The sequence below is a fragment of the Parvimonas sp. oral taxon 393 str. F0440 genome, assembly GCA_000223315.2.
GTDB lineage: Bacteria > Bacillota > Clostridia > Tissierellales > Peptoniphilaceae > Parvimonas.
Genome location: AFUS01000004.1, coordinates 568054 through 580800, shown reverse-complemented (window position 1 = coordinate 580800; position 12747 = coordinate 568054). Strand labels below are relative to the sequence as shown.

The 12747-nt window shown below is 27.4% G+C and carries 13 protein-coding genes and 1 pseudogene; all 14 read right to left on the bottom strand.

Annotated elements, in window-relative coordinates:
• Nucleotides 1-148: 148 nt before the first annotated feature.
• Nucleotides 149-2829 (bottom strand): annotated as a pseudogene (locus HMPREF9127_RS03835) (calcium-translocating P-type ATPase, PMCA-type).
• Between the two features lie 353 nt (nt 2830-3182).
• Nucleotides 3183-4946 carry a CAP domain-containing protein gene (locus HMPREF9127_RS07450; RefSeq protein WP_009448212.1) on the bottom strand — a complete coding sequence of 588 codons (1764 nt, stop codon included), beginning with the start codon at nt 4944-4946 and terminating at the stop codon, nt 3183-3185.
• Nucleotides 4947-4984: 38 nt separating this feature from the next.
• The gene (locus HMPREF9127_RS03825) at nt 4985-5260 is read right to left on the bottom strand and encodes a hypothetical protein (protein ID WP_009448129.1); all 276 of its coding nucleotides are present in this window, start codon (nt 5258-5260) and stop codon (nt 4985-4987) included.
• 290 nt (nt 5261-5550) lie between these two features.
• Nucleotides 5551-5877, bottom strand: a complete 327-nt coding sequence (locus HMPREF9127_RS03820; RefSeq protein WP_009448382.1) for a heavy metal-binding domain-containing protein — start codon at nt 5875-5877, stop codon at nt 5551-5553.
• A gap of 94 nt (nt 5878-5971) precedes the next feature.
• The gene (locus HMPREF9127_RS09015) at nt 5972-6943 is read right to left on the bottom strand and encodes an AAA family ATPase (RefSeq protein WP_009447887.1); all 972 of its coding nucleotides are present in this window, start codon (nt 6941-6943) and stop codon (nt 5972-5974) included.
• 62 nt (nt 6944-7005) lie between these two features.
• Nucleotides 7006-8394 carry a Clp protease N-terminal domain-containing protein gene (locus HMPREF9127_RS09010; protein ID WP_009447818.1) on the bottom strand — a complete coding sequence of 463 codons (1389 nt, stop codon included), beginning with the start codon at nt 8392-8394 and terminating at the stop codon, nt 7006-7008.
• Nucleotides 8395-8406: 12 nt separating this feature from the next.
• A complete protein-coding gene (locus HMPREF9127_RS03805; RefSeq protein WP_009448098.1) occupies nt 8407-9159 on the bottom strand; it encodes an ATP--guanido phosphotransferase in 753 nt (250 codons plus the stop codon).
• Nucleotides 9160-9170: 11 nt separating this feature from the next.
• Nucleotides 9171-9383 carry an ATP--guanido phosphotransferase gene (locus HMPREF9127_RS09005; RefSeq protein WP_009448065.1) on the bottom strand — a complete coding sequence of 71 codons (213 nt, stop codon included), beginning with the start codon at nt 9381-9383 and terminating at the stop codon, nt 9171-9173.
• Nucleotides 9376-9870, bottom strand: a complete 495-nt coding sequence (locus tag HMPREF9127_RS03800) for a hypothetical protein (protein ID WP_039849378.1) — start codon at nt 9868-9870, stop codon at nt 9376-9378. The genes HMPREF9127_RS09005 and HMPREF9127_RS03800 overlap by 8 nt, the downstream gene beginning before the upstream one ends.
• Complete coding sequence (locus HMPREF9127_RS03795; RefSeq protein ID WP_009448342.1) at nt 9863-10327, bottom strand: CtsR family transcriptional regulator; 465 nt, start codon at nt 10325-10327, stop codon at nt 9863-9865. The genes HMPREF9127_RS03800 and HMPREF9127_RS03795 overlap by 8 nt, the downstream gene beginning before the upstream one ends.
• A 188-nt stretch (nt 10328-10515) precedes the next feature.
• Nucleotides 10516-10833, bottom strand: a complete 318-nt coding sequence (locus HMPREF9127_RS03790) for a hypothetical protein (protein ID WP_009448443.1) — start codon at nt 10831-10833, stop codon at nt 10516-10518.
• Nucleotides 10834-11060: 227 nt separating this feature from the next.
• Nucleotides 11061-11699, bottom strand: a complete 639-nt coding sequence (locus HMPREF9127_RS09000; RefSeq protein ID WP_009448200.1) for a lytic transglycosylase domain-containing protein — start codon at nt 11697-11699, stop codon at nt 11061-11063.
• Complete coding sequence (locus HMPREF9127_RS08995; RefSeq protein ID WP_009448247.1) at nt 11696-12025, bottom strand: hypothetical protein; 330 nt, start codon at nt 12023-12025, stop codon at nt 11696-11698. The genes HMPREF9127_RS09000 and HMPREF9127_RS08995 overlap by 4 nt, the downstream gene beginning before the upstream one ends.
• A gap of 134 nt (nt 12026-12159) precedes the next feature.
• Entirely contained in the window at nt 12160-12699 is a 540-nt protein-coding gene (gene coaE / locus HMPREF9127_RS08990; RefSeq protein ID WP_009448036.1) for a dephospho-CoA kinase, read from the bottom strand.
• Nucleotides 12700-12747: the final 48 nt, after the last annotated feature.

The window sequence follows — 12747 nt, the reverse complement described above, 5'->3', positions numbered from 1 at the left end:
GTACTTAATAGCAATAATTATAATAATAAATTATAAGTAAATTTAATGTATATTATAAAAAAGTTTATATTTTAAAAATAATTTATATAAAAAAACAGCCTAATTATTATAAAAAACAATTCGACTGTTTAAAAAATTTTTCTATTAATTATTTTTTTCTTATAACTTTTGAAACTTCAGCAACTATAAAAGGTAAAAATGCAAGTGGAATCGCCACTGCCAATTCTTTTAAGCCCAATGAAACAGTATCAAAATATGGTTGTAAAAATGGTATATACACAACTATTAACATCATAAAGAAAGATAAAGTTGTTCCGTAAACTAAAGTTTTATTTGAAAATACTCCAATATGGAATAGAGTAAATCTACTGCTTCTAACAGAATAACTTCTTAAAAGCTCTGCAGTTATAAGTGTAAAGAAAGCAACTGTTCTTGCTCCTTCTATATGATTAGGATAATGATACATTCCATAGAAATATGCTCCAAGTGTTGCAACTGTAATTGCCAATGATTGAGAAATTATACTATAAATCATTTCCTTATCTAAAATTGGTTCATTTGGATTTCTAGGTGGAACTTCCATAATATCTTCATCACCTTTTTCAACTCCAAGTGCGAGTGCAGGGAAACTATCTGTAACTAAATTTAACCAAAGTAATTGTATTGGTATAAAAGGTACAGGTATATTTAATAATATAGATATTAAAACTATCAATATCTCCCCAACATTACAAGATAACAAGAAAGATACGAATTTTTTAATATTGGAATAAATTATACGTCCTTCGTGAACGGCTGAAACTATAGTAGCAAAATTGTCATCTGTTAATATTACATCTGAAGTATTTTTAGCAACATCAGTTCCTGTAATTCCCATTGAAACCCCAATATCAGCTCTCTTAATTGCAGGTGCATCATTAACTCCATCACCTGTCATTGCGGCAATATGTCCATTTTTCTTTAAGGCACTAACTATTTGTACTTTGTTTTCAGGACTCACCCTTGCAAAAACTCTTGTAGTTTTTACAACTTCACAAATTTCTTCTTCAGTCATTTTATTTAACTCACGACCCATAATAGCCTTTGAATTATCATCCAAAATCCCTAAATCTTTAGCAATGGCAACTGCAGTTTCAAGATAATCTCCAGTAATCATTATAGGAATTATTCCTGCTTTTTTACATTCTTTGATTGCTTCTTTTGCTTCTGGCCTTGCAGGGTCAATCATTCCCATAAGCCCAACAAAAACCATATCTTTTTCAATATTTTCTGAAGTTTTTTCTTCAGGTAATGAATCAAATTTTCTATAAGCAAAAGCTAATACACGAAGTGCTTGTTTAGCAAATTGACTATTTTGTAAAAGAACTTTTTCTTTTAATTCAAGAGTAAATTCTTCTTCTTTTCCATTTATTAAAATATATTTACAATTATCTATTACAATATCAGGAGCACCCTTTGTAGCAGATATAACATTTGATGAAAAAATATTTTCATTAAATGTTGTCATCATCTTTCTAGTAGAATCAAAAGGTATTTCTGCAATTCTTTTATGTTTATTGTTTAAATCATCTTTAGAAATAGCAACTTTTTCTGAAAGAGTAAGCAATGCTCCCTCAGTAGGATCTCCTGCTATTCTATACATATTTTCGTCTTTAATAAGTTTTGCATCATTAACAAGAGTAGAAATTTTAGAAATTGAAATGAAATCTTCTATTTCTTTAGCATTAACTTTTACTCCGTCTAAAAGTACATCTCCAACAGGTTCATAGCCTGTTCCTTCTACATCATAAACTAAATTATTTACGAAAACTTTTTTAACAGTCATTTCATTTTGAGTAAGAGTTCCCGTTTTATCAGAACAAATTACTGTTGTAGTTCCCAATGTTTCAACTGCTAAAAGTTTTTTTACGATTGCATTCTTTTTAACCATTTTTGTCATACCAAGTGATAATACTATTGTAACTATTGCCGGTAATCCTTCAGGAACTGCTGCAACGGCAAGTGAAATTGCAGTTAAAAGCATAAGTAAGAATTTTTGTTTATATAAAAGTCCAACTATAAAAACTACAATGCAAACTCCTATCGTTATAAGGCCTAAAGACTTTGAAAGTCCTGCAAGTTTCTTTTGAAGTGGAGTATCTTCATCTTCAAAAGAATCCAGAGTTGTTGCAATCTTTCCAATTTCTGTATTTTCTCCTGTAGAAATTACTATTCCCATTCCTCTACCATAAGCAACAATTGTTGATGAATAAGCCATATTTTCTCTATCACCAATTTCAATTTCACCATCATAAATCTTATCAGCAAATTTTTCAACAGGCACAGATTCTCCGGTTAAAGATGCTTCATCAATTTTTAAAATAAAACTTTCAATCAGTCTTAAATCTGCAGGAATAATATCCCCTGTTTCAAGCTCAACAATATCTCCAACAACAAGTTCCGGAGAAGGAATATGAACTAATTTTCCATCTCTATAAACTTTAGCCATAGGGCTTGCCATTTTTTGTAAAGCTTCTATTGCCTTTTCAGCTTTTCCCTCTTGATTAAGTGAAAGAATAGCATTTACAATTACAATTGCAATAATTATAAAAGCATCCGTTATTTCACCTACAATTGCTGACATAATACAAGCACCAATTAAAATTAAAATCATCGGATCTTTAAATTGGTCTATAATTTTTGAAAGAAGTGATTTTTTATTTTTTGTTTTAACTCATTTCTTCCGTTTTTTTCTAAAAGCTCAACGGCTTTTTTGCTTGAAAGTCCATTTTTCACATCACTTCCAAGCTCTTTGATACATTCATCAACACTTTTGTTGTACCAAGACATAGATTTTCCTCCTTAAATTAAGGCTTTTTTTGCATAAAAAAAACCTTGTTTAATAAAATTAAACAAAGGTCTTGCTTCCTATTGAAATAGTTAGGTGTTTAGCCGGGATAAACCGTATTGACGACTAAACAAAAATAGCTACTCCCCTTTATCGAGTATATTATACTAAATTTCAAAAAATTTTTCAAGTAAAAATAATTAAATTTCCTTTAACTTTTTCTATTAAATACTCAATATTTATAAAATTAAAATAGAGCAATTTATTATTGCTCTATTTTTAACTTTTCTTGTAATATAATAAGATTCAAATATTCATACTCAAAGCAAAGTATCTTAAAATAGTGAGTTATAATTTACTCAGCTAAAAATACTTGAACTGTATATGTTTCGTAATGGAAGTTTCCGTCACCATCTTCAACTCTTAACTTGAAGATTGCTACACCCACTTTTGTATAAGCACTTTTTAACATATTTCTATTATGTGCCTTACTCTTTTTAAATTGGTCTAAAGTTTCTTCTGCCCCAACATCTTCTGATGTCATTGCAATATTTTCACCTAGCAATTCTCTTAAAGTATCTAAAGATTTTCCGTCAACTCTTGTATGTTCGAAAAGTTGAGTGATTTCTGCTGCTCTAATTTTAGCAATTCTCATTAAATCTTCATCAATTTCTAAGTCTTTTTCGTAGTTTCTATATTTGTTTAATAATTTTATATGTTTTAAAGCTTCTTCATCTTCATAGTGACCTTTGATTACTGTATTTTCTGTGTCAGAAACTCTAACAGTTACGTCTTTATCTCTTTCATTAGCTTCTTGAACAACTTTTTCATAAGTTTTTACTAAATTATTAGTAGCACCCATTAATTTTGTCTTAGCTTCTATAAATTCTGCTTCTGTTAATTTTTCTTTGCTATTTGCCAAAACAGATGCATTATCTCTAACAGTATCATATAATGCTTGTGCTTTAACAACTTCTTTATTATTTTCAAACATTAAATTACTATTTACTACTCTCATTACAGTAGAGTCGCAATCATCTATTAATTTCTTTAATTCAGAAGAACTTACATATTTAGTATTATCTACTTTCTTTGTACCTTTTACAACAATTCTTTTTTTCATTTGTTGCTTAACTTCTTCTTTAATTTTTTCTTTAGAAACTAAAACTTTACCATTTTTCTTAGAAACATTATAAGTAATCTTATAAGTTACTTCAGTAATTCCATCTTGACCTTCTGTTACTTGTTCTTTTCCTTCTTCTAATTCATCAGAAGTAGTTTCAATAGTTTGCATAGGTGTAGTGATAGTTTCAACTTCTTCTTCTATAATTTCTGTAATAGCTTCTTCAATTTCTTTAGTTTTTTGTTCAGATAATTTTTCAGCTCTTTCAACAACTTTATCTATGTTTTCTGTAGTTTCTGCAACATTGATTTCGTTGATAAAACCTTGTTTTTCTTCATCAATGTTTTTTAACTCATTAATAACTTTGATTGCATTTTCTCTATAAGCTTTTAATTCTGCTAATTTCTTCTTTTCTTCTTCATCTATTACAGATGTATTTTCGTCAGATTCTTTAATAGCAGATGCTACAATTTCGTCTAATTCTTTTACAGAATTTGCATTATTAATTCTTTTGATATATTTTGCTTTATCAATATTATTTAATTTATTTACAGTTTCCGTAGCGATAATTTTAGCCTTTTTCAATTCTTCTGCCAACTTAGCTTTTTCTTCGGCTTTTTTCTTAGCTTCTTCTTCGGCTTTCTTTTTAGCTTCTTCTTCGGCTTTCTTTTTAGCTTCTTCTTCAGCTTTCTTTTTAGCTTCTTCAGCTTTTTTCTTAGCTTCTTCTTTAGCTTTCTTTTCTTCTTCAGCTTTCTTCTTAGCAGCCTCTGCCTTTTTCTTTTCTTCTTCTGCTTTCTTTCTAGCCTCTTCTGCTTTCTTTCTAGCCTCTTCTGCTTTCTTTCTAGCTTCTTCTGCTTTTCTTGCTTCTTCTCTAGCTAATTCTTCTTTTCTTTGTTTTTCAGCTAATAATTTTTTTCTTGCTTCTTCTTTTTCTCTTGCAACAAGTAAATCTCTTTGTCTTTTTAAAGCATCTTGATTAGATTTTTCATTAGACAATTTCTTAGTTCCAAGATTTCTATTTACAACTCTTTTAGCTACTTTAGGTTGATTAATTGTTTTTCCTGTTGATTCTTTATTTGTAACTTTTTCTTCTGTTTTCTTTTCAGAATCATTTGAACCTTTCCCTTTTTCTTCTTTTTTTCGTTTTGTTTTTGAGTATTTTTGTTATCTTCATTTTTTACATTATTTTTTGGCTGTTCTTGTTCTACCTTTGGTTTTCCACAAGCTGTCAAAATTGATAAACTTGCCAAAAATAATACAGATGACTTGATTAGTTTGTTCTTTTTGGTTCTTTTCTTATTACTTTTCATTTTCTTAAACTCCTTTGATTTCTTTGATATTTTTTAAGCAATTTTTTTATGCTTTTTTTCCAAGTGATATTGTAGCACAAAAAAAAAAAACAGTCATTTCATATATTTATTGCTTATATTTTTAAATCTACTGAAAAAATTTTTTAACAATATTTTTCTCAAAATATTTTTATAATATATATATATATATATAACCAATCCCTCTACAATGTTTCGAATCTAATGGATTCCTAGGAACTTTATTCTTTCACGATAAAAGGCGTTTTAGAAATTCTAAAACACCTTTTAATCTATTTTTTTATAATTTTAACAGCTGTACCTGAACAAGTAACCATCATCATACTATTTGATGCTCCAAGCATTTCGTAATCCATTTTAATTCCGACAACGGCATTTGCTCCAATTTCTGTTGCTCTTTCCACGATTTCATCTAAACTTTCTTCTCTTGCACCCGTTAATTCTTCTTCATAAGAATATGATCGCCCTCCGAAAATATCTCTTAATCCAGCTTTAAAATCCTTTACAAAGTTTACTCCTGTTATTACTTCACCGAAGACAACTCCTTTATATTCTACAATTTCATATCCGTCAATATTACTTGTAGTTGTAATTATCATAATTATAATCTCCTTTTTTAGATAATATTAACATATTTTTTAACCGTTATCAATATATTTTTGTTATCATAAAGTACAAGTCTATTTATTAAATTTACTTAGTTTTGATTTTTACTTTTTCCAATACAATATTACCTTTTTTCACATCCAAAAACAGTTTTTCATCACTAAGAATTTCATTCTTTAAAATCTCATCTGCAATTTTATTTTCAAGTTCAGATTTTATAATTCTTTCAAGAGGTCTTGCTCCATAAGCCTTATCATAGCCCATATCTGATAATTTTTTAATAATCTTATTGCTATATCCGATATTAAGTCCAATATTTTTAAGTCTTTTTTTCAATTTTTCAAGCAAAAGCTCTGTAATTTTTAATATATCTTTTTCATCAAGTCTTGAAAAGACAATTATATCATCTACTCTATTTAAAAATTCAGGCTTGAACATAATTTTAAGTTCAGAATTTACAATTTCTTTAATTCTGTCATATTCTTTTTCATTTTCATCTTTTTTTGAAGAAAAACCTAATGTATTTTTCTTTTCAATCGCAGATGCTCCTACATTTGAAGTCATAATTATTACTGTGTTTTTAAAGTTCACAGTTTTTCCTTGTGAATCTGTAAGTCGTCCATCATCAAGGATTTGAAGTAGCATATTAAACACATCTGGATGAGCTTTTTCAATCTCATCAAATAATACAACACTATATGGTTTTCTTCTAACCGCTTCTGTTAAATATCCACCTTCTCCATAGCCTACATATCCCGGAGGAGATCCTATAAGTTTAGAAACAGTATGTTTTTCCATATACTCACTCATATCTATCCTAATCATATTTTCTTCAGATTCAAATAAAAGATTTGCTAAAGATTTTGCAAGATAAGTTTTACCAACTCCTGTAGCTCCGACAAAAATAAAACTTCCTATTGGTTTACTTCCTAAAGAAACTCCTGCTCTGGATCTTTTGATGGCATTTGTAACTCTGTCAATTGCAGTTCCCTGACCGATAACTATATTTTTTAAATTATCAGAAAGAGATAAATATTTTTGACTTTCTTTAGCAGTCAATCTATTAACAGGAATTTTACTCCAATCTGAGACAACTTTTGCAATATCGTCATATTTTAATGTTAAATTTTCATTGTTTTTCTTATCTTTTTTATCTCTTTAAGTTTTCTTATCTCTTCTAAGTTTTCCTCATATTTATTTTTGCATTCTTGAGCTTTTAAAAATTCCTGATTTTTCACAAATTGTTTTATATCAGCTTTTAGGTTGGCGTTTTCATCTTTTAGGAAAATTATATCATTCGGATTTAGATATGATTTTATTCTTAACATAGAACCCGCTTCATCTATCAAATCAATAGCTTTATCAGGTAAAAATCTGTCTGTTAAATATCTATGTGATAATTCTGTTGCAGCTTTTATAGCTTCATCGGTTATTACTATCCCATGATGATTTTCATATTTTTCTTTAAGACCTAACAATATATTTATAGTCTGACTAACTGTAGGCTCTAAAACTTCTATAGGCTGTAATCTTCTTTCAAGAGCAGAATCTTTTTCAATATGTTTTCTGTATTCGTCAATGGTTGTAGCACCAATTAATTGAATTTCTCCTCTTGCTAAAAACGGTTTTAAAATATTTGCGGCATCAATAGAACCTTCACTACCTCCGGTTCCAACTATATTGTGAAATTCATCTATGAAGACAATAACATTTTTATTCTTCATAATTTCATTTAAAGTATCTTTTACTCTTTTTTCAAAATCTCCACGATATTTACTTCCTGCAAGCATTGCCGGTAAATCCAGACTATAAATAGTTTTATTTTCTAAAAATTCCGGAACCTTTCCCTCTACAATTCTAAGGGCAAGTCCTTCTACTATAGCAGTTTTTCCTACTCCTGCTTCTCCAATCAAGATAGGATTGTTTTTAGTTCTTCTAAGTAAAATTTGTAATATTCTATCTATTTCTTTTTCTCTACCAATTACTTGGTCAATTTTCCCTTTTTTTGCTCTTTCATTCAAATTTACAGTATATTTATCTAAAGTTTCTGTCGTTGCTTCTCCTGAAACCTCTGTATCATTTCCAAAATTTATCTTTTCTTTTATATCCGCTGAAATACTTTCAGGACTGATATTAGCTTCAACAAGCATTTTATAAGCAAGACTTGTTTTTAATTCCATTAATGAAATTAAGAGATGACAAGGTAATACTTGGACATTATCCGACTCCATTGCAATATTAACAGCATTATCTACAACTTTTTTTGCATTTTTGGATAATTTACTCGCAACATTTGAAAAGTTTCCAATTCCTTTCTTATCTATTAAATAACTTTTTAAAGAATTATAATTTGCACCTGCTGAAACAAGACTTTCAGTTTCTCTACTATTTATTTTTAAAAACGCAAGCAAGATATGCTCAGTTCCAATATAATCATCTTTTAAATAAAATGCTTCATTTACAGCATATCGGATAAATTCGTCAACACTTCTAATTACATTTTCATACATAGAATCACCCTCCTATATTAACTTTAAAATTACATTTAAAAGTTCTTCATTACTCTCTTCCTCAGTTAAAAAAGTTGAACTTCTAATAGCCATAAGGCATTCATATAACAACTTTATATCATAATCAACTATAAGCTCCAAACTTTGTAGTAATAAACAAAGTGAAATAAATTTACTAACTATATATGGTGTTATATTTTCTCTCTTTATCAATATTTTCTTATATCTTTCAAATTTTTCTCTATAATAGTCTGTTTTTGTCTCTAAAAGTTTTCTACGATTATCTATTTCTAAATTTACAATTTCCGTAATATATTTATCCATTTTTCTAATTGCGGAAAATTCTTCTGCATTTTGATTACAAAATTCCGCAATATAAAAATCCTCACAAAGTCCTATTTTAGATAGAGAATAAAAGTCTATTCCTAATTTTTTCATTTTCTTTTCTAAAAAATCGGTAGTATTATAATATCTCAATGAAGGAATATGTAAAACTCCTGTCATTTTTAAACCATTACCAACTAAATTTACATCTTCAAAAACATATCCGAAATTTGTATTAAACGAAAAATCTATTTTTTCATCCAAATCCGACTCAAGTCCATAGGCAAAATGTCCACAACGAAGAAAATTTACTCCGGGTAATTTACCGGTAAATCTAAGATGCTCTCTAATGTCTATATTCATAAAAACAAATTCATCATCTCTTGATGCTATATATGAATTTTCTCTGAAAATATCATTGGAATCTAAAAACAAACCCATATTATAATATTTTAAAATTTGTTTTTTGTATTTACCTTTTCAAATGTAAATCTATCACTATAATACAATTTATAGAAAGAAGAACAAATTTTATTATAAAGATTAATTTCATCTTCAAAGGTCAACATATAGTTAAATTTATAGCCTTTGACATTTCTATAAACATCAACCTGACTTGAAAGAGAAATGTACTTTTCAGAAATTTTCCCTAAAAAACTACTCATTTATTCTCCTCCTAAGTTTGAAATTTTTCTTTTTTAAATCTTCAATGGTATTTTTCAAAACTTCACATTTGAAATATTCTTCAGTTTCTATACAATGCTCTAACTCCCTTTCTAAATCAGCAATTTTTATTTTATTTTCAAAAAATTCTTTTGTATATTCCGGTGCTTTTCCTTTATATTTGTTAAAATCATTACATAATAATCTTTTTATAAAATTCGAATAGACAAGAGTCGGCTTTAATTTATTATTTTCTATCAATTTATAAATTGTTTCATAGCAACAAGGACAAACAGTTAAATTTGTATAAATAATATCCTTTACGGAAGTTTTACAATTTTTGCATTTGACATTTGAATTAGAAATTTGACCTTTAAAATTACAAAATATTTCATCTTTTTCATTAGGTTTTAATGTATTAAATAAATTGTCATATTCAAAATCCGTTATTTCTTTTTCATAACTTATTGTTGCAATTTTCTTACTCATTTCTCCTCCCGAAAGAATACAAAATATTAAGTAAAACATTAGCTCTTAAACTATCCTTAATTTTACTATCTATACAAAGAGAATTATCACTTATAGCATGTAAAATAATAAATCTTTCTCTTTTTGTAATATATCCCAATTCAAATATTCTATCTATAATTCGTCGCCCTTCATTAAAAGTTATTTCATTTTTATCTAAATACTCGATAATAGAATTTAAAAACACATCTTCATTTGAAAGTGTTGAAATCTTTATATAACCGCTTCCCCCACGGTGACTTTCAATATAGTATCCGTTTGTTGAGGAAAATCTTGTTGTCAAAACATAATTTATCTGAGAAGGAGCACATGAAAATTTATTTGCTAAATCATTTCTTCCTATCTCAATAATTCCATTTTCAGAATTTTCTAACATTTCTTTCAAAAATTTTTCGATAATATCACTAATACCTGCCAAAAGAACACCCCCTGACCTACTTTGACCTTTATTATATTATACCCAATGAATAATAATTTTTTACATTTAAATAAACTTTTTATAATTTAAAAATTATTACCATAAGCAAAAAAGTTGAGTAAAATAATTTAATATTTTTCCTCAACTTTAATTAATGAATTTATATATTTTAAAGTAAATAAAATTTTTTATCCAACAGCAGTCATAACTTTACCAATATAATATATTCCGTAAATTAATGCACCTATAAATAATAATCTGAACAGAGAAGACAAAGCAATAGAAAAATATTTCTTTTTATCTTTAGTATCTCTGGGAAAACTTAAAACGAGAGCTATAAACTTAAATACTACACTTATTATAAACAGACATATTCCATATCTAAAAACAATTCCAAGCATAAAAAATCCTATTATCGAACTTCCCACGCCAAGAGAAAAACCTACAACAAAGCACAATAGCAACAACATATCCAAAGCTATTGAACCCCATAGTAAAATTTTCATTAATTTTTCTCTATCATTAATATAATTTCCTAAAAATTATTATTTTATTTTCCATATAAATCTCCATTCAAATTTTAGAATTATTCTGATTATACCATATATATTTGCTATAATCAATTTTGAAAATTTTAATTTCCGAAGACATATACATTAAAAAATTTAACAATCAAAAAATCAACGAATGATAATATCCGTTGACTTTTTAATTCATATTTTAAACTCAATATTTAAAAACTTCTAAAAATATAATTAATAGAATTTTTTACATTTTCTACAAATTTTGAAAATCCTTTTGTTTTTTTAGTTGGAAATTCCTTTCCATACAAAATTTCATAAGCTTTTAATGCTTTATTTACTTTAGTGACATAATGTTTAGTTTCTGATGAAGGAATATTATATAGACTTACTCCATCACTTGAGTATTTGGAATCTTTTAACCAAGTATTTACATTACCAATTCCACCGTTATATGCTGCATAAACAGTATCCATATTACTAAAGTTTTTCATTAAATATTTTATATAATATGTTCCAATCTTAATATTAGTTTCCGCATCATTTAAGTCTATGGAATTCACATCAATATTTAATAACTTTGCGACATGTTTAGCGGTATCAGGTAAAACTTGCATTAAACCCTTAGCATTAACTTTACTTGTTGCATCACTATTGAAATTACTTTCAACCCTCATAATAGCTAAAACCACTCTAGGATCTACTCCATACTCGTTTGAATATTTTTGAATTTCTTCAATATAATTTACAGGGTAATTCTTTCCTCCATAATATATTGCTCCTAAAAATAGTGCTTTACATATAATTAATACGGTTATTATAGTTATTAGTATTTTTTTCCACAATTTCATCTTTTTCTTTTTTTGCCTTTATCTTTTTCTTCTTCTACAGTTTCTTCGCTGAAAAACTCTTCATTAGAATTATTAATATCTTTTTTTACAGAGTCATTAACAGCTAATTTTTCTTCGTGCAAAGAACTTAAATCTGTTAATTTAGTTTGTTCCATATTTAATGAATCTTGTTTTTCTAAAGTTTTTAAATCAACACTTTCTGTACTTTGCCCTTCTACAAATACTGATTGCATAAATTCATCCAAATGCTCATCATTATTGTTTAAATTTTCTTTTTCTGTAAAATCATCATTAGAAACTTTTTCAATCATTCCCATTGATTCCAATTCATCTTCAGTTACTTTTCTTACATCTTCGGCATCTTCAATTTTATCTTCAACAATTTCATCATTTTCTTCGGCTTCTTTTTTTTCTTTATTTTTCTTCAGCCTTCCAAAAAAACCTCTTTTCTTTTCTTCATTTATACAACTATTTTCAAAAATAAATCCAATTTATCTTTTAATTCTTCAAAATCACCATTATTTTCAACAGTTAAAATATCATAGTTTTCATTATCAAACTCTGACTGAATTTCCATAATTCTATGTGCAACTTCCTCTGTCATTCCCTTTCTTGACATAAGTCTTTTGAATCTAATATTATCACTTGCTGTTATATTCCAAACTTCATCAATTTCAATCAATTTTTCCAATCTATCTATTGATTCATTTAAAAGAGGAATTTGTAAAAAAACAACTTCTGCATCAGAATTTTTTGCGATTTCAGTAATATTTTTTAGAATGACAGGATGAGTTAGAGAATTAAGTTTTTCTCTATTTTCGTCATTAAAAAATACCGTTCTTCTTAACTTAGCTTTTGAAATATTACCCTTTTCATTTAAAATACTATCTCCAAATTCTTTTACTAAAACTTTGTAAAGCTCAGCACCCCTTTTATATAATTCTTTTATTTGATCATCAGCATCTAAAACTAAATAATTTTCATTTCTCTCTCTAATCAAATCCGCTAAGCTACTCTTACCACTACAAATTTGACCTGTAATAACAAT